Annotated in this window: 19 protein-coding genes; 10 read left to right on the top strand and 9 right to left on the bottom strand. The window is 71.3% G+C overall.

Features of this window, described 5'->3' with window-relative positions:
• Nucleotides 1–108: 108 nt before the first annotated feature.
• Nucleotides 109–279, top strand: a complete 171-nt coding sequence (gene rpmF, locus AB0M70_RS08655; RefSeq protein ID WP_363206161.1) for a 50S ribosomal protein L32 — start codon at nt 109–111, stop codon at nt 277–279.
• Nucleotides 280–307: 28 nt separating this feature from the next.
• Here the strand turns inward: rpmF and AB0M70_RS08650 are convergent, their stop codons facing one another.
• From AB0M70_RS08650 to AB0M70_RS08640, 3 genes are all read right to left on the bottom strand, one after another.
• A complete protein-coding gene (locus AB0M70_RS08650) occupies nt 308–544 on the bottom strand; it encodes a hypothetical protein (RefSeq protein ID WP_365817828.1) in 237 nt (78 codons plus the stop codon).
• Nucleotides 545–579: 35 nt separating this feature from the next.
• Entirely contained in the window at nt 580–1,269 is a 690-nt protein-coding gene (locus AB0M70_RS08645) for a TNT domain-containing protein (protein WP_365818749.1), read from the bottom strand.
• A gap of 144 nt (nt 1,270–1,413) precedes the next feature.
• On the bottom strand, nt 1,414–1,800 hold the full coding sequence (locus tag AB0M70_RS08640) for an STAS domain-containing protein (RefSeq protein ID WP_365817826.1): 387 nt from the start codon (nt 1,798–1,800) through the stop codon (nt 1,414–1,416).
• A 781-nt stretch (nt 1,801–2,581) separates the two neighbouring features.
• Here AB0M70_RS08640 and AB0M70_RS08635 point away from each other — a divergent pair.
• The 3 genes from AB0M70_RS08635 to AB0M70_RS08625 are packed head-to-tail and all read left to right on the top strand — an operon-like array spanning nt 2,582 to nt 5,325.
• Nucleotides 2,582–3,769 carry a lactonase family protein gene (locus AB0M70_RS08635; RefSeq protein WP_365817824.1) on the top strand — a complete coding sequence of 396 codons (1,188 nt, stop codon included), beginning with the start codon at nt 2,582–2,584 and terminating at the stop codon, nt 3,767–3,769.
• 57 nt (nt 3,770–3,826) lie between these two features.
• Complete coding sequence (locus AB0M70_RS08630; RefSeq protein WP_365817822.1) at nt 3,827–4,501, top strand: TetR/AcrR family transcriptional regulator; 675 nt, start codon at nt 3,827–3,829, stop codon at nt 4,499–4,501.
• 17 nt (nt 4,502–4,518) lie between these two features.
• Nucleotides 4,519–5,325, top strand: a complete 807-nt coding sequence (locus AB0M70_RS08625; protein ID WP_365817820.1) for an SDR family NAD(P)-dependent oxidoreductase — start codon at nt 4,519–4,521, stop codon at nt 5,323–5,325.
• 19 nt (nt 5,326–5,344) lie between these two features.
• On the opposite strand, the gene AB0M70_RS08620 is transcribed toward AB0M70_RS08625, so the two are convergent.
• Both AB0M70_RS08620 and AB0M70_RS08615 read right to left on the bottom strand, forming a co-directional pair.
• Nucleotides 5,345–5,926, bottom strand: a complete 582-nt coding sequence (locus AB0M70_RS08620) for an isochorismatase family protein (RefSeq protein WP_365817818.1) — start codon at nt 5,924–5,926, stop codon at nt 5,345–5,347.
• Complete coding sequence (locus AB0M70_RS08615; protein WP_365817816.1) at nt 5,919–7,109, bottom strand: amidohydrolase family protein; 1,191 nt, start codon at nt 7,107–7,109, stop codon at nt 5,919–5,921. Before AB0M70_RS08615 ends, AB0M70_RS08620 begins: the two co-directional genes overlap by 8 nt.
• A gap of 211 nt (nt 7,110–7,320) precedes the next feature.
• On the opposite strand from AB0M70_RS08615, the gene AB0M70_RS08610 reads away from it, so the two are divergent.
• Nucleotides 7,321–7,611 carry a hypothetical protein gene (locus AB0M70_RS08610; protein ID WP_365817814.1) on the top strand — a complete coding sequence of 97 codons (291 nt, stop codon included), beginning with the start codon at nt 7,321–7,323 and terminating at the stop codon, nt 7,609–7,611.
• Here the strand turns inward: AB0M70_RS08610 and AB0M70_RS08605 are convergent.
• The 3 genes from AB0M70_RS08605 to AB0M70_RS08595 form a co-directional block, all read right to left on the bottom strand.
• Complete coding sequence (locus AB0M70_RS08605; protein ID WP_365817812.1) at nt 7,582–8,301, bottom strand: DUF2470 domain-containing protein; 720 nt, start codon at nt 8,299–8,301, stop codon at nt 7,582–7,584. The two genes, AB0M70_RS08610 and AB0M70_RS08605, sit on opposite strands and share 30 nt — an antisense overlap.
• A 118-nt stretch (nt 8,302–8,419) precedes the next feature.
• On the bottom strand, nt 8,420–9,049 hold the full coding sequence (locus AB0M70_RS08600) for an MBL fold metallo-hydrolase (RefSeq protein ID WP_365817810.1): 630 nt from the start codon (nt 9,047–9,049) through the stop codon (nt 8,420–8,422).
• A complete protein-coding gene (locus tag AB0M70_RS08595) occupies nt 9,049–10,134 on the bottom strand; it encodes an S-(hydroxymethyl)mycothiol dehydrogenase (protein WP_365817808.1) in 1,086 nt (361 codons plus the stop codon). The genes AB0M70_RS08600 and AB0M70_RS08595 overlap by 1 nt, the downstream gene beginning before the upstream one ends.
• A 168-nt stretch (nt 10,135–10,302) precedes the next feature.
• On the opposite strand from AB0M70_RS08595, the gene AB0M70_RS08590 reads away from it, so the two are divergent.
• Genes AB0M70_RS08590 through AB0M70_RS08580 form a run of 3 tightly spaced genes read left to right on the top strand, consistent with a single transcriptional unit; the run spans nt 10,303 to nt 12,218 of the window.
• The gene (locus tag AB0M70_RS08590) at nt 10,303–11,091 is read left to right on the top strand and encodes an ABC transporter permease (RefSeq protein ID WP_365817806.1); all 789 of its coding nucleotides are present in this window, start codon (nt 10,303–10,305) and stop codon (nt 11,089–11,091) included.
• A 13-nt stretch (nt 11,092–11,104) separates the two neighbouring features.
• Nucleotides 11,105–11,668, top strand: a complete 564-nt coding sequence (locus AB0M70_RS08585) for a hypothetical protein (RefSeq protein ID WP_365817804.1) — start codon at nt 11,105–11,107, stop codon at nt 11,666–11,668.
• A gap of 58 nt (nt 11,669–11,726) precedes the next feature.
• The gene (locus tag AB0M70_RS08580; protein WP_365817802.1) at nt 11,727–12,218 is read left to right on the top strand and encodes a glutathione peroxidase; all 492 of its coding nucleotides are present in this window, start codon (nt 11,727–11,729) and stop codon (nt 12,216–12,218) included.
• Nucleotides 12,219–12,282: 64 nt separating this feature from the next.
• Here the strand turns inward: AB0M70_RS08580 and AB0M70_RS08575 are convergent, their stop codons facing one another.
• Nucleotides 12,283–12,924, bottom strand: coding sequence for an SRPBCC family protein (locus tag AB0M70_RS08575; RefSeq protein WP_365817800.1), 642 nt, complete (start codon nt 12,922–12,924; stop codon nt 12,283–12,285).
• 157 nt (nt 12,925–13,081) lie between these two features.
• Between AB0M70_RS08575 and AB0M70_RS08570 the strand changes: the two genes are divergently transcribed.
• Together AB0M70_RS08570 and AB0M70_RS08565 are read left to right on the top strand one after the other, a co-directional pair.
• Nucleotides 13,082–13,744: a TetR/AcrR family transcriptional regulator gene (locus AB0M70_RS08570; protein ID WP_365817798.1), complete on the top strand. Its 663-nt coding sequence runs from the start codon at nt 13,082–13,084 to the stop codon at nt 13,742–13,744.
• 98 nt (nt 13,745–13,842) lie between these two features.
• Nucleotides 13,843–15,030 carry a serine hydrolase gene (locus AB0M70_RS08565; RefSeq protein WP_365817796.1) on the top strand — a complete coding sequence of 396 codons (1,188 nt, stop codon included), beginning with the start codon at nt 13,843–13,845 and terminating at the stop codon, nt 15,028–15,030.
• Nucleotides 15,031–15,039 lie beyond the last annotated feature (9 nt).

Genomic DNA, 15,039 nt, shown 5'->3' with positions numbered 1-15,039 from the left:
TCGCGGGCGCGTCCGGACTGTCAACCACGGCAGGCTCGGTCCACAATTCGAAATGGGACCCATTTTCATATAGCCTCGGCAGCGCACCGCCGAGAGAGGACCCGAACCATGGCCGTACCCAAGCGGAAGATGTCCCGCAGCAACACCCGTCACCGCCGCGCGCAGTGGAAGGCCACCACCCCGCAGCTCGTGCCGATCACCGTCGACGGCTCCGCCTACCTGGTGCCCCAGCGGCTGGCCAAGGCCTACGAGCGCGGCCTGCTGCGCCCCGAGGGCTGACCGCCCGCACCCACCACGCCACGCCGCCTCACAGCAGCAGCCGCAGCAACTGCGCGCAGGCTTCCCCCTCGTCCGCGTGCCGGGCGAGGGGGCGATGCGTTCCGCGTTCGTACGTTCCGCTCTCCCACGCCTCGCCGTCCTCGGTTCTCCGCAGATAGACGAAGTCGGGGGGCGTCGGGGACGGTTCGTGGACGCCCTCGATCCAGTAGTAACCGTCGGCGACCCCGGCACCGCGCAGGGCGGCGGGCAGTTGACGAACGTCCATCGCCGAGGCGCTCCTTGCGGTCCGGTACGTCGCGGCTAGTCGGTCGCCGGCTCGAGATACCCGTGGTCGAGCAGCCATTTCACGTTCAGACGCTGCCCCTCGCCCGGGTCGAGGAACACCGGGTCGAGCTTGATCTGCTGACCACCGCCGGGCTGTGCGAACCAGGGGGCGATTCCGCCCTGCCAGACGGAGAACGGCTTGCTCACCTCGTACACGCGATAGTCACAGGCGACGGCGGCGTCACGGGTGTTGAGGTTCTGCGGGGGCAGCGCGCGTTCGGCGTAGGAGTCACCTGCGGGGGCCAGGAACGATCCGTACTCCGAGCCGAACCGGTCGAGCAGGTCACCCTCCTCGAGCTCCTCGGGGTGCTTGTCGACCTGGCCGTTGACCGTCTCGAAGCCGTCGTTCGGCGGGTACTTCCAGCCGCCTGATTCGGCCGGGCCCTCCCAGTACTTCTTCAGGAAGGCCGACGGCGAGAGGCCGCCCGTGCGCTTCCACCCCTTGAGCAGCGGGCCCACCGGCTCCTGCCACTTCTTGGGAAGCCACTTCGGGCCGAGCCGGGCGTCCTTGTGGAACTCTCCGGTGCACGGCTCGTGCGGCGCCGATGTCGACACCCCGCCCGCCGACGCCGCCGGCTTCTGCTCGGCCGCCGCCGTCGCGGTGGGCGCGGCCGCCATCGCCGACGCCACGCCCAGCGCGGCCAGCACCGTCCGGATCCGGATCACAGAACTGCGGTCCACTCAGCAACTCCTCGCGTGTCCACGGCAACGACAACACCTCGCACACCGTATCCGAGCAGTGCCTCTCAGTGGTCAACTCCCGCCCCTGCGAGCCGAAACCGGCCATTTCGTCCAGGCGTGCCTGTCCTTCTAGGCAGGCCTGTTCAGGCTTCCCTCTTCCTCGTCCGGCGTCTCGAGGGCGGCGGGCATGCTGTCCCAGACGGTGAAGCTGCGGTCGAGGCGGGTGATGCGCAGCACCCGCCAGACGCGTGAACTACTGCGGACCACCCGCAAGTTGCGTCGCTTCGCGACGGCTCGGCCTTTGATGCGCACCAGCAGCCGCAGGCCGCCCGCATCCAGAAACGTGACCTGCCTGAGGTCCACCACCACGTCTGCGCCCGGCCGGTCCAGTAACTCCGCTATGCGCGGCGAGAGTTCCTGATCCGCCCAGGCGTCCAGTTCGCCTCGGAACGTCAGAACGATCGATCCGTCGACCACACGGTGGTGCAGCCCAAAGCCCGGGTCGGGCGTGCCCATGGTCCACCCCCCAATTTCCCTACACCCCGCATACGAAGAGTAACGACAACGCGAGCGGCCCGGCCCTGAAGCCGACGCCGGACGCCGCCGGGGTCTGGGGCGGCACCGCGAATGGCACCTACATCTTGCCCGCTCAGGGCCAGTTCATACCTCCGAGGGGCATCCCCGGCCACCCTGCGGCGCATATTCACGGCCACCGCGTCGTAGTTACTCTCCGTGATTCACGCGCTGGGCGCAAGACCGGTCGCGCGTCGCGTCACAGAGGTACGGACCCTCGCCGCCACGACCACGCCGACGCGGAGGGCCTGTCGACAGCCGCGAATGCGCCGGTGTGCGAGCCGGCGCTCCGGCGCCGTCGGCTCGGCGGTCAACTTGTGGGCGCCACCAGGGGTTTCACCCGTCAGCGCGAGGCTGACGCGGCAGCCCCGGTGCGCCGGAAAGCCCGTCGCTCGGTTCGCCGCGCAGGGGCCGGGCGGGGTGACGGCGAGCCGGAGAACCGCGTCGGCGGTGCGCGGGAAACAGGACACCACGAGTCCGTTCGGGATCAGCCAGTCGGCTGCCGCATGCCGAGCGAACCCCGCGTCGCACGCCGTCAGGGCGTCGGCGAAAAACCGTGCCGAGGATCGAGGTCGGCGGGAAGAACGGCGTGAACCCGTCGGGTGAAGGGACCCGGCACCCCGCGTTGCACGGAACGCAACCCACGAGGCACCTCTTGATCGTGAGGATTCTGGGCATCACTCTGTCTGCCACACGCGTCACCACGGACACACGAGGAGCGGACATGGCGGCAGGCAGGAACACCGGGTCCGGCGGTCGGCCCGAGGCGGACGGATGGGGGCGGCGCGGGTTCATCGGAGCCGTCGCCGCCACCGCTGCCGTCGTCGCCGCGCCCGGGTCCGCCTCCGCGTCCGCCCTGTCCCCCGTACGAGCGCCGCGCCGCGACCGGCAGCTGTTCCTCGGCACCTACACCAGTCAGCCCGAGGGCGGCGAGGGTCTCGGCCTCGCGACGTACGACGAGACGACGGGCCGGATCACGGCCACCGGCACGCTGACGGGCGTACCCGACCCCTCCTATCTCTGCCTCCACCCCTCGGGCAGAACCCTCTATGCCGTCAATGAGCGGGAGCAGGGCGGCGTGACCGCGGTCGCGCTGTCTCCCGCGGGGCCCGAGGTCCTGGGAGCGCGTGGCACGGGTGGTGCCGGGCCCTGCCATCTGTCCGTGCACCCGAGCGGTCGCTGGCTGCTCAGCGCGAACTACCTCTCCGGGAGCGTGGCCGTCCACCCGATCCAATCGTCCGGCGCCCTGGGCGAGTTGAGCGACGTGGTCACCCACTCGAGCCCGCCTCCCGGCCCGGGGCAGGAGGGCCCGCACGCCCACCAGGTCGTGACCAGCCCGGACGGCGGGCATGTCCTCGCCGTCGACCTGGGCAACGACACCGTCTACAGCTACCGCCTCGACACGAAGAAGGGGAAGCTCACCCAGGCCTCGTACGCCGCCCTGCGACCGGGCGCGGGCCCGCGTCATCTCACCTTCCACCCCTCCGGGCGCTTCGCCTATCTGGCGAACGAGCTCGACAACACGGTGGTGGTCTGCGCGTACGACCCCGCGAGCGGACGGCTCACGCCCGGTGCACCGCAGTCCACCGGCACCGGCGAAGGCACCAGCTATCCGGCGCAGCTGCTCGTCACCCGCGAGGGCACCTTCGCCTTCCTCGCCAACCGCGGGCACAACAGCCTCACGCGCTACGCGATCGAAGCGGGCGGCGCTCGGCTGCGGCTGCTCGACACGGTCCCCGTCGGAGGGGACTTCCCCCGGCACATCGCCTTCTCGCCGTCCGGGCGCCTGCTGTTCGCGGCCAACCAGAAATCGAGCTCGGTGAGCGTCTTCCAGGTGAGCAAGGGCGGCCAACTACGCCTGACCGGTGAGCCGTTCGCCGCACCCCTCGCCGTGTGCGCACTGCCGCTCTAATGGAGTCCCGTCGGGACAGGTGTCCCATTGGGACATCTCGGGTGTACAGTCGAAGGCATGAACAAGGCGAAGGAGTCCGGTCCAGGAGCCCCGGCCACCGACCCGGGCAGCGAGGACCGCAGGCAGCGCAAGGCCCGGCAGACCCGGGAAGCGCTCGCCGACGCGGCCATCGACCTGATCCTGGAGCACGGCCTCGCGGCCGTCACCGTGGAGGCCGTCGCCGAGCGCGCCGACGTCACGCGCCGCACCTTCAGCCGCCACTTCGGCAGCAAGGAAGCGGCGGCGCTCGACTTCACCCGTGCCGACGGTGACCGCATCAACGCGGCCCTGCGCACCCGCCCCGCCGACGAGCCCCCGCTGGCCGCCTATCGCGCGGCGGTGCAGGACTGGCTCGCCGACCCGGAGTCCCCCGGCCCGCACCGCAGGGCCCGGCGGCGGGAGCTGCTGGCGCTCGTCGACACGGAGCCCGCCTTGTTCGCCGCGTACGAACGCGTCCGGGTCGACGCCCAGGACGAGTCCGTCCGGATCATCGCCGACCGGCTCGGCACCGACCCCGCCCGGGACCAGCGCCCGGCCGTCGTCGTCGGTGCCGCCGCCGGAGTGCTGACCGCCGCCCTGCGCAGCTGGGCGCGCGGCGGGCACGACAACGACGCAGACCTCGCCGCACATGTGGAGCAGGCCTACGCCGTCCTGACCGGGGAGGCAGCACGCGCCGCCCCCCACAACGGATGAGGAAAGTGAAGAGCACCATGAGCACCACCCCCACCACCCCCACGACTCCCGCGACCGCCCCCGTCAGCTACTACGCCACCGAGTTCGCCGGCAAGACCGCCCTGGTCACGGGCGCCGCCTCCGGCATCGGCCTGGCCACCGCCCGCCGCCTGGGCGCGGGCGGCGCGACCGTCGTCATCGCCGACTTCAACGCCGAGGGCGCCGAGAAGGCCGCCGCCCAGCTTCTCGCGGAGGGCGTCAAGGCCGCCGCGGTGGCCGTGGACGTCACCGAGCCCGCTTCGGTCGAGGCAGCGGTGCGGTTCGCCGTGGACACGTTCGGCGGGCTCGACCTGGCGGTCAACAACGCGGGCATCGGCGGGGAGAGCAAGCCGACGGGCGCGTACGACATCGATGTCTACAACCGCGTCATACGCACCAACCTCGACGGCGTCTTCTACTCGATGCGCTACGAGCTCCCGGTCCTGGAGGCCGCGGGAGCGGGCGCCATCGTGAACGTCGCCTCGATCCTCGGCTCCGTCGGCTTCGCGGGCTCCCCGGCCTACGTCGCCGCCAAGCACGGCGTCGTCGGCCTCACCAAGACCGCCGCCGCCGAGTACGCCGCGAAGGGCATCCGGGTGAACGCGGTCGGCCCCGGCTTCATCGAGACGCCGCTCCTGCAGAACATGGACAAGGAGGCGTACGACGCGCTCGTCTCCCTGCACCCGGCGGGCCGCCTCGGCCACTCCGAGGAGGTCGCCGAGCTGATCGTGTTCCTGCTCTCGGAGCGGGCCTCGTTCATCCACGGCAGCTACCACCTGGTGGACGGCGCGTACACCGCCCGCTGATCCCCGTTCGCCGCCCGGCCTACGGATTGGTGAAAGCGACGTCCTGGGCCCTCGCGACGATCTCGACCTCGTCGCCGAGGGCCCATTCGGCGACCCGGGACACCGTCGCCGCCGGGATCAGGTCGCTGATGCCCTCGGCGGCGGGGATGTCCTGCGTGGCGTGCGCGTCGTGCGCGATGACCACACGGAAGTCCAGCTCGAGGGCCGTACGCGCGGTCGCCGACACGCACATCTCGGACATCACGCCGCAGATGGCCAGGTCACTCACACCGGACTCGGTGAGCAGTTCACGCAGCTCGGTCCCCTCGAAGCCGTCGTCGACGGTCTTGCGGACGACCACCTCGCCCCGGTCGGTGTCCACCGGAAGGTAGATCTCCCAGCCGGGGGTGCCCGGTTCGTCGTCGGTCCCCGGTTCGCCGTCGTTCTGCAGCTGGACCACCAGGGCGCCGGCGGCTCGGGCCCGGGTGATCAGGTCGGTCGTCCGGTCGAGGACGCGGGCCGCCTCGGGGACGGCGGTGTCGCCCGTGACGAAGGCGGTCTGCATGTCGACCACGATCAGCGCCTGGACGGGGGGTATGGGGTGTGACGCTCTTTCACTCATGGTCCACCATCTTGCCGTTCACCATGATCAGCCGTACATCCCCGAGGGCCGCCACGTCCGCGAGCGGGTCGCCGTGGACCGCGATCAGGTCGGCGCGAAAGCCCGCGGCCAGGCGTCCGACGTGGTCGGCGATGCCCAGGGCGTCGGCGGCCTCCGTGGTCGCCATGTCGATGACACGGTGGGGCTCGATCCCCAGGTGCTGGTAGAAGCCGAGGCTCTGGGCCAGGCCGTCGCAGCCCGCGCGCTGGACCCCGGCGTCCGTGCCCGCGATGATCCGCGCGCCGTGCTCCGCCATCGTGCGGACCTGGTCGAACATCGCCTTGGCCCGTTCGGCGCCGAAGAACATGGGCAGCATCCGCCAGTTCGGGCTGATCGTCGGGCAGATCCGGATGCCTTTGGCGACGATGGCGTCCAGGACGTCCTCGCGCAGGCCGAGGCCCTTGTGCGTCATCCAGGTGCAGTGCTCGATGGTGTCGACGCCCGCCATCACGGCGGCCACGATCCCCGCGGTGCCGTGCGCATGGGCGGCGACGGGCAGTCCCGCCCGGTGCGCCTCACGGACGATCACGCGCAGCTCGGGAGCGTCGAACTGTGCCTGCCAGGTCGCGGGGCCGCCCTGGGTGAGGCCGCCGCCGGTGGCCATGACCTTGATGACGTCCGCGCCGAGCTCGGCGTTGCGCCGGACCAGGGCACGCATCTCGCTCTCGCCCTCGACCTCACCGCCGAGGAACCAGCAGTGGCCGCCCTTGGTGGTGAGCGGTGTCGTGGCGGCGACGATGCGCGGGCCGGGCACCCGGGAGGCGGTGATCTCCTCGCGCAGGCGCAGGGTGAGGCGGCCTCGGTCACCCAGATCGCGCACGGTGGTGACGCCGCTGCGCAGGAACTGCAGTGCGCGCTCCTCCATCGCCGCCATGAGGGTGGTGTCGCTGTGCGCGTCCAGGACCGCCACGGGATCCTTGCTCGCGTCAAAGACCAGGTGGACGTGGGCGTCGATGAGGCCGGGAAGGACCGTGGCCTCGGGCAGTGCGTAGCGCCGCGACACACCGCGCGCCAGGGGCTCGACCTCGGCCCGGGTGCCCGCGGCGACGATGTCGGCGCCCTCCGTCAGCACGGCGCCGTCCGTGACGTACTGGCCGCGCGGCCCTGTCAGAACCCGCCCTGCCGTGAGCAGCGTCTGGCTCATCTGGCTCATCTCTGCCTTTCCGGGAAGGAGTTCGAGGAGCTGGCGGTGATGCTGTGCAGCCAGTCTCCCTGGTCCGTCGCCGGAGGGGCAGAAGATCCGTCACGCGAAAGCGGCACGGGATGTTCGCGCGGCGCCCCGCGGGTACCCATAGCCTGGGCCGAGTGCCCGCACAGGACGTCGCAGGATGTGTCAGGACGGAGGTCAGGGTCTGATGAGCACGGAAGTCACGGTCCTCCTTGTCGGCGGCGCGATTCTGGTGGCCGCGACACTCGCGGTCGCGATTGCGCTGCTCGTACGCATGGTCCGCACGCGGCGCACTCTGCGCGCCGCGGGGCTGCCGGTCGAGCGCCAGTGGGTGTTCTGGGGGGCGGTGGCCTATCTCGTCCTGCCGGCCGATCTGCTGCCGGACCCGGTGTTCCTCGATGACATCGGTGTGCTCGTGCTCGCGCTGCGCTCCATGAAATCGGCGAATTCAGGCGTCGGGGAGCGTGGGACGCAGTAGGGGGCGGCGCAGGTGGCGGGCTTTGGTGAGCAGGACGTGCATGCGTTCGGTCACCTGGGCGAGGTCTTCGACGGGCTCGTCGAAGTCGAGCCGGACGTCCGCCTGGCTGCGGGCCTTCTCCAGGCGCAGCGTCAGGGCGTAGCGGTCGATGGCGAGCGGGCGTACGCGTACGACGCCGTGCAGGCTGTCCGCGCACACGAGCCTGGTCAGCTGCTCGACGGCGTCCTCGTGTGCGTCGGCGAGGTGGGTGAGCAGCCGCGCCTCCGCCTCGGCCAGCGGGTCGGGGGCGGCCAGGGCGAGTTCGTCGAGGTCGATGCCGACGCGACCGCCCGCCGCGTCGTGCAGCACGGCGCAGGTCGGCGCGAAGATGAAGCCCTCCCCGTCGGGTACCAGCGACCCCGAGAGCCACAGCCGGGCCCGGATCCGGTCCCTGACCGGTACGGGGGCGACGTCGGCGAACTCGACCAGCGTGGACGGTTCGCCGCGCGGCGCGCAGATCATCGCGGTGGCCAGCGCGCTGTCCGGGGGCGGTGACAGCAGGAGGACGCCCTCCGGCGTGACGCTGTGCGCGCCGACGAGTTCATCCCTGCCGATCTCCGTGGTCACCGCGCAGGACCAGGCGGTGGTGAGCAGTGAGCGAGCGCGTGCCGCTGCAGTGGGCACGGTCGTGCTGGCGTGACGGACACCCATCCTTCAACCTCCATTAGGTAAGCCTTGCCTAACTTATCGGAGATCGCGGGACAGGGCCAGTACGCGAAAGGCCCCGCGCGGTGCACCGCGCGGGGCCGAACAGATGCGTGTCGCGTGGTCAGTGACCGCGGGCGATCCACTCCTGAAGGTGCGGTGCCTCGGCGCCGACGGTCGTGCTGTCGCCGTGCCCGGTCCGCACCACCGTCTCCGGGGGCAGCGTGAGGAGGCGGTCCCTGATGGAGTCGACGATCGTCGGGAAGTCGCTGAACGACCGGCCCGTCGCTCCGGGGCCGCCCGCGAAGAGCGTGTCACCGGTGAAGACCGTGGCAAGGGCGGGCGCGTGGAGACTGACGGCGCCCAGGCAGTGGCCCGGGGTGTGCAGGACCTTCAACTCCACGCCTGCCACCGTGAGTTCCTGCCCGTCGGACAGCTCACCGTCAGGGGCGCGGTCGGGGTGGGTCTGCTTCCACAGCTCCGCGTCGGCCGGGTGCAGCAGGATCGGCGCGCCGGTGCGGGCGGCGAGCGCAGGGGCCGCGTCGATGTGGTCGTCGTGGGCGTGCGTGCACACGATCGCGACGACCCGGCGTTCGCCGACCGCCGCCGCGATGGCGTCCGCGTCGTGCGCCGCGTCGATGACGACGACCTCGTGGTCGTCCCCCACGATCCATACGTTGTTGTCGACGTCCCAGGTGCCCCCGTCGAGGGAGAACGTGCCCGAGGTGACCAGGTGATCGATGCGCGCGGCCATCAGAAGACCACCACCGAACGCAGGACGTCCCCGTGATGCATGCGCTCGAACGCCTTCTCGACGTCGGCCAGGGCGATCGTCTCCGTGACGAACGCGTCCAGGTCGAGGCGCCCCTGCTGGTAGAGGTCGATGAGCATCGGGAAGTCGCGTGAGGGCAGGCAGTCGCCGTACCAGCTCGACTTGAGCGCGCCGCCGCGCCCGAAGACGTCGAGCAGGGGCAGGTCGATGCGCATGTCCGGTGTCGGCACGCCGACCAGGACGACCGTGCCCGCCAAGTCGCGCGCGTAGAAGGCCTGTTCATACGTCTCCGGGCGGCCGACCGCCTCGATGACGACGTCGGCTCCGTTGCCGTCGGTCAGCTCACGGACCGCCTCGACGGGGTCCGCCGAGCGGGAGTTGACGGTGTGCGTGGCGCCGAGGCTCTTCGCGGTCTCGAGCTTCTTGTCGTCGATGTCGACGGCGATGATCTTCGCGGCTCCGGCGAGCCGTGCGCCCACGACCGCCGCGTTGCCGACGCCGCCGCAGCCGATGACGGCGACCGAGTCGCCGCGGCCCACGTTGCCGGTGTTGATGGCGGCGCCGATGCCGGCCATGACCCCGCAGCCGAGGAGTCCCGCCGCGGCGGGCGAGGCGGCCGGGTCGACCTTGGTGCACTGCCCCGCGGCGACAAGCGTCTTCTCCGCGAAGGCGCCGATGCCGAGCGCGGGCGACAGCTCGGTGCCGTCCAGGAGGGTCATCTTCTGCTTGGCGTTGTGCGTGTCGAAGCAGTACTGGGGGCGGCCCCGCAGGCACGCGCGGCACTGGCCGCACACCGCACGCCAGTTGAGGATCACGAAGTCGCCGGGCGCGACCTCCGTGACGCCGTCGCCGACCGACTCCACGACGCCCGCCGCCTCGTGGCCGAGCAGGAAGGGGAAGTCGTCGTTGATGCCGCCCTCGCGGTAGTGCAGGTCGGTATGGCAGACCCCGCAGGCCTGCACCCGCACCACGGCTTCCCCGGGCCCCGGGTCCGGCACGACGATCGTCTCGATCCGTACCGGCTCGCCCTTCGCGCGCGCGATCACGCCCTGTACCTGCTGCGCCATGAGGTCAGCCCTTCTTTCTTCCGGTCTCGCTCCCGGCGTCACCTGCTAGCCCGGCAGCACATGCATCTCCTCGCATCCTCACAGACCGGACCCGCCCGCGACGACCCCGGACCCACAAGTCCCGATCACCGGCGCGGCGCGCGGCCAGACGGGTCCTAGGGTGGGCGGGTGCGTGATCTCGCTGCTGGGGCCCTGCTGCCGGTCAACGTGACGCTCGGCGTGGTGCTCCTCGTCCTGCTGCTCGTCGCCGCCACGGCCGCCGCCGTGTTCCGCCTCTCCCCCGACGGCACCTACGGCAGGGCGCGGGAGATCCTGGTGGCCGGGGTGCGGGCGGCCGTGCAGCTGGGCGTGGTGTCCCTGGTCATCGGCTGGGTGATCCACCACGTCGTGGCGCTCTTCGTCTTCCTGCTCCTGATGTTCGCCGTCGCCGCGCGCACGGCGGGGCGCCGCGTCACCTCCAACGGCACCTGGTGGTGGGCGGCGCTGCCGGTCGCGGTCCCGGTCGTCCCGGTGGTGGCGGCACTGACCCTGGCCGGTCTGCTGCCGGTGAAGGGCATCGCCATGATCCCCGTGACGGGCATCCTGATCGGCGGCGCGCTGACCGCGACGGTGCTCGGCGGGCGCCGCTCCCTGGACGAACTCCACTCCCGCAAGGGCGAGTTCGAGGCAGGCCTGGCCCTCGGCATGCTCGAGAGGGACGCCCGCCTCGAGGTGATCCGCCCCGCCGCGTCGGACGCCCTGCTCCCCGGCCTCGACCAGACCCGCACGGTAGGCCTCGTCACCCTGCCCGGAGCCTTCGTCGGCATGCTCCTGGGCGGCGCGTCCCCGGCCCTCGCGGGCGCGGTGCAACTGTTCGTCCTGATCGCCCTCATGGCGATCCAGACCCTCGCGCTGGCCACGACCGTCGAACTGATCGCCCGGGGCCACCTGAACCGGACGGAGATAACCTCGGAGTGACGAGGGGGGGACCATGTCGCTTGCCGACCAACTGCCCGCACTGATCGGTGTCGTGGTGGGCTCCGTGGGGTCCTACGCGACCCAGAGCCTGACCGAGCGGCGCAAGTGGAAGATCCAGAAGCTGGAACGATGGGACGAGAAGCGGTTCGAGACGTACATCCGCTACGGAAACGCCCTCAAAGTGCAGCTGCGGATCGCCCAGCGCATCGGTGCGGCCATGGGGTACACGGACGTGACCGATCCGCTGGAGCCGAGCCACGGGTTCACCGAGCTGGCCGAGGCCGAGTCCCATCGCGCGGCCGAGTGGGAATCGATGCTGCTCGTCGGGGACGCGGCCACGATCGCGGCGGCCCGGAAATGGCATGAGGCCGTGTGGACCATAGAACTTCTCGTGCGGGAGGGCGTCAGCGCGTCGACCGACTGGGCCCGAGCCCATCAGATAGCCAGCGCCGCACGCGATCACTTCTACCAGAGCGCGCGCGGTGACCTCGGCATCGGTGGCGCTCCCCCGCCCTCGGGAGAATGGCCGCGCCAGTGGCGCGCCGAGCTGTCGGAGCGGACGGAACCGCGCCCGTAGCACGCCGTGTGCCGGTCTCCCCGCGGGAGTGCTCCGGCCGGAGCGTAGGCTCCGGACCATGTCTGTCTATGACGCGGTAAAGATCGAAAGCCTGCAGGGCGGCCCGGCGGACCTGGAGCAGTACCTGGGCAAGGTCGTCCTGGTCGTCAATGTCGCCTCCAAGTGCGGGCTCACCCCGCAGTACGCGGGCCTGGAGCGCCTGCAGGAGAAGTACGCGGGCCGTGGCTTCACGGTGCTCGGCGTGCCCTGCAACCAGTTCATGGGCCAGGAGCCCGGTACGTCCGATGAGATCGCCGAGTTCTGTTCGGCGACGTACGGCGTGACGTTCCCGATGACCGAGAAGGTCGACGTGAACGGCGAGAACCGGCACGCGCTGTACAAGAAGCTCGTGGACACGGCGGACGCCGAGGGCCACACCGGCGACATCCGCTGGAACTTCGAGAAGTTCATCCTCTCCCCGGACGGCGAGGTGGTGGCCCGGTTCGCGCCGCAGACCGAGCCGGACGCCCCCGAGGTCGTCGCCGCAATCGAGGCGAACCTGCCGAAGTAGCGTCACGCGCGCACCGACAGGGCGCGGCACACCGGCCATCGCCGGTGTGCCGCGCCTTCGTCGTTCAGTGGCCGTGGTGGCCGGCTCGTGCCTCCGCCGTGGTCTTCAGGGCACTCAGCCACGCTTCGAGGCCCTGGCCGAGGATCTCGGTCGCGGCGGGGACGTTCGCCTCGACCTGCTCTCCGGTGTGGGTCTCCTCGGTGCGGACGAGAACGCCGCCCTTGACCTTGGTGAACGTCCACACGTGCACGCCGTCGATGCGCAGTCCCTCGCCGATGGCGGGACCCGTCCAGCGGATGCACGCGCCGCGCTTGAGCTGCTCGACGGTCGAGGTGATGTCCAATGCGGTGGCGGGGGTCGCCGGGTTGGGCGGTATCGGGGTCGTCCACCGGAACGCCGAGCCCTTGCGCAAGGGGCCGTGGTCGAGCCGGTCCGCCGACGTGACGGGGGTCTGCCACGACGGCCAGCGCTCCACGTCGGTCTGCAGCTTCCAGATGGTGCTCAGCGGCGCGTGGATCACGGTCTCGGTCCGGTGGCGGACGAGCGCCTCGGGGTCGACGCCCTCGCCGCGGCAGGTGACGGACTTGCCGTGGCCGGGCTGCGGGGTGGCTCCGGCGGGGGCGGCCGCCGTGCCGAGGACACCGGCGACCGTGAGCGGGACGGCGAGCAGTGCGGCGCGGGCGGCGAGGGTGCGGGTTCCGGTCATGGCGATCTCCTGGTGACGTCGGCGTCAGAGGCTCGGAGTTAGAAGCTCACTTGTTCGTTAGAAGGTATAACGCACCAGAGAACCGGCGGTCAACGGGTTGAGTGATAACCTCTAACTAAATTTTGAGCTTGTAGCCCGCAGGGGAAGTGGAGCAGCCATGGGGAAGAGCGAGGCGAGCACTCCGCGCGAGCGCTATCGCACGCAGGTGCGGGCCGAGGTCAAGGAACGCGCGTGGGAGCAGATCGCCACGGCAGGGGCCTCCGCGCTCTCCCTCAACGCGATCGCCAAGCAGATGGGCATGAGCGGCCCCGCGCTCTACCGCTACTTCGCCGGCCGCGACGAGCTGATCACCGAACTCGTCCGGGACGCCTACCGAAGCCTCGCCGACACCGTGCACGCGGCCTCCGCCGAAGGCGCCGGCCTGGCCGGACTCGCGCACGTCCTGCGCGACTGGGCCCTCGCGCACCCCCAGCGCTACTTCCTCGTCTACGGCACCCCGGTCCCGGGCTATCACGCACCCAACGACATCACCGGCATCTCGTCCGAGATCATGGCCACGCTGCTCGACGCCTGCGCGGAACTCCTGCCGGACGGCCCCGCGACACCCTTCGGCAGCCATCTGCAGGACCACCGGGACTGGGCCCAGGGGCACCCCGCGCCGCCCGCCGCGCTGCACCGGGCCGTGTCCTTCTGGACCCGGATGCACGGAGTCCTGTCCCTGGAACTCTCGGGCCACTTCAGCGGCATGGGCTTCGACCCGGCCGAGCTCTTCGCGGCCGAGCTGGACGACCTCATCGCCGAGCCCTTGACCAGGCCCTGACCGGCCGCGCGTCTGCCCTCCCCGCCCCCGACCACCCCGTACATCCAGTAGGACCAAGCTGACCTGCGGGCTTCCGACCGCGCTCGTACGGTGACTGAATGGTCATCAGGTACCTCCCGCGCTCCTCATCCGTCCGCACCGCGGCCCTCGCGGCAGCCGCCCTGGTCCTCCTGTCCACACCCGCCACCGCGGCCGCCGAAGAGCCCACGCCGCCCAAGCCGGGCCCCGTGTACTCCTCGAACCTCCTGGACCGGCCCGGTGTCCAGGTGCGGCCCGACGCCGGGGCCCCTGCCGTGCCGAGCGACGTCTCCGCACTCTCCTGGCTGGTGGCCGACGCCCGTTCGGGCGAAGTGCTCGCCGCCCACAACGCGCACCGTCAACTGCCGCCCGCGTCCACCCTGAAGTCGCTCTTCGCCCTGACGGCCCTGCCCCACCTGGACGCCGTCGCCCGGCACCGGGTCACCGAGAGCGAGCTCTCCGAGGTCGGGGACGGCAGCAGCCTGGTGGGGGTCGAGGCGGGGCGCAGCTACACCGTCGCCGACCTGTGGCGCGGGGTGTTCCTCAGCTCCGGCAACGACGCCGTGCACGTGCTGGCCAAGCTCAACGGCGGCTGGCAGCAGACCGTCCGTCAGATGCGCGCCAAGGCAAGCGCCTTGGGCGCCCACGACACCCACGTGGTCTCGCCCGACGGATACGACGCGGCGGGTCAGGTCTCCTCGGCGTACGACCTGGCGGTCTTCGGCCGGGCGGGGCTCGCGGACCCGCAGTTCGCCCAGTACTGCTCGACGTCGTTCGCCAAGTTCCCGCACGGCAACTGGTCCTACCCCATCCAGAACACCAACCGGCTGCTCACCGGGGCCGACGGCGTGACCCGCTACCCCGGCCTGCTCGGCATCAAGAACGGCTACACCAGCCACGCGGGCAACACCCTCATCAGCGCGGCGCAGCGCGGCGACCGCACCCTCGTCGTGTCGGTGATGAATCCGCAGGAGAGCGGCGGGTACCGCGTGTACGAGGAGACCAGGGCGCTCCTCGACTGGGGGTTCAAGGCGGCGGGGCATGTGCGGCCGGTGGGTTCGCTGATGTCCGAGAGCGAGAAGCGGGGCACGGCGCAGGGTCCCGCACACGCAGCCGAACCGGCCGCCCACACGATCGGCTCGGACGGGCCGGCGTGGACCACGATGCTCTTCTTCGCCGCGGCCTCGGCCGCCCTGGTGGTGGGTACGACGCTGGGGGTCCGGCGGCGGCGAACGGCGCGCGCCCGCCGCTTCTCCGAGGGCCCGTAGCCGAGGGCC

This window comes from Streptomyces sp. NPDC051214 (genome assembly GCF_040682375.1).
Classification (GTDB): domain Bacteria; phylum Actinomycetota; class Actinomycetes; order Streptomycetales; family Streptomycetaceae; genus Streptomyces.
Note: the sequence above shows the minus strand (reverse complement) of the source record. Positions and strands in the feature narration are given on the sequence as shown.

What these genes read in the sequence shown, in the direction of transcription:
- rpmF (WP_363206161.1), top strand. Translation starts at nt 109, where the DNA reads ATGGCCGTACCCAAGCGGAAGATGTCCCGCAGCAACACCCGTCACCGC.
- AB0M70_RS08650 (WP_365817828.1), bottom strand. Translation starts at nt 544, where the DNA reads ATGGACGTTCGTCAACTGCCCGCCGCCCTGCGCGGTGCCGGGGTCGCC.
- AB0M70_RS08640 (WP_365817826.1), bottom strand. Translation starts at nt 1,800, where the DNA reads ATGGGCACGCCCGACCCGGGCTTTGGGCTGCACCACCGTGTGGTCGAC.
- AB0M70_RS08635 (WP_365817824.1), top strand. Translation starts at nt 2,582, where the DNA reads ATGGCGGCAGGCAGGAACACCGGGTCCGGCGGTCGGCCCGAGGCGGAC.
- AB0M70_RS08630 (WP_365817822.1), top strand. Translation starts at nt 3,827, where the DNA reads ATGAACAAGGCGAAGGAGTCCGGTCCAGGAGCCCCGGCCACCGACCCG.
- AB0M70_RS08625 (WP_365817820.1), top strand. Translation starts at nt 4,519, where the DNA reads ATGAGCACCACCCCCACCACCCCCACGACTCCCGCGACCGCCCCCGTC.
- AB0M70_RS08620 (WP_365817818.1), bottom strand. Translation starts at nt 5,926, where the DNA reads ATGAGTGAAAGAGCGTCACACCCCATACCCCCCGTCCAGGCGCTGATC.
- AB0M70_RS08615 (WP_365817816.1), bottom strand. Translation starts at nt 7,109, where the DNA reads ATGAGCCAGACGCTGCTCACGGCAGGGCGGGTTCTGACAGGGCCGCGC.
- AB0M70_RS08610 (WP_365817814.1), top strand. Translation starts at nt 7,321, where the DNA reads ATGAGCACGGAAGTCACGGTCCTCCTTGTCGGCGGCGCGATTCTGGTG.
- AB0M70_RS08605 (WP_365817812.1), bottom strand. Translation starts at nt 8,301, where the DNA reads ATGGGTGTCCGTCACGCCAGCACGACCGTGCCCACTGCAGCGGCACGC.
- AB0M70_RS08600 (WP_365817810.1), bottom strand. Translation starts at nt 9,049, where the DNA reads ATGGCCGCGCGCATCGATCACCTGGTCACCTCGGGCACGTTCTCCCTC.
- AB0M70_RS08595 (WP_365817808.1), bottom strand. Translation starts at nt 10,134, where the DNA reads ATGGCGCAGCAGGTACAGGGCGTGATCGCGCGCGCGAAGGGCGAGCCG.
- AB0M70_RS08585 (WP_365817804.1), top strand. Translation starts at nt 11,105, where the DNA reads ATGTCGCTTGCCGACCAACTGCCCGCACTGATCGGTGTCGTGGTGGGC.
- AB0M70_RS08580 (WP_365817802.1), top strand. Translation starts at nt 11,727, where the DNA reads ATGTCTGTCTATGACGCGGTAAAGATCGAAAGCCTGCAGGGCGGCCCG.
- AB0M70_RS08575 (WP_365817800.1), bottom strand. Translation starts at nt 12,924, where the DNA reads ATGACCGGAACCCGCACCCTCGCCGCCCGCGCCGCACTGCTCGCCGTC.
- AB0M70_RS08570 (WP_365817798.1), top strand. Translation starts at nt 13,082, where the DNA reads ATGGGGAAGAGCGAGGCGAGCACTCCGCGCGAGCGCTATCGCACGCAG.
- AB0M70_RS08565 (WP_365817796.1), top strand. Translation starts at nt 13,843, where the DNA reads ATGGTCATCAGGTACCTCCCGCGCTCCTCATCCGTCCGCACCGCGGCC.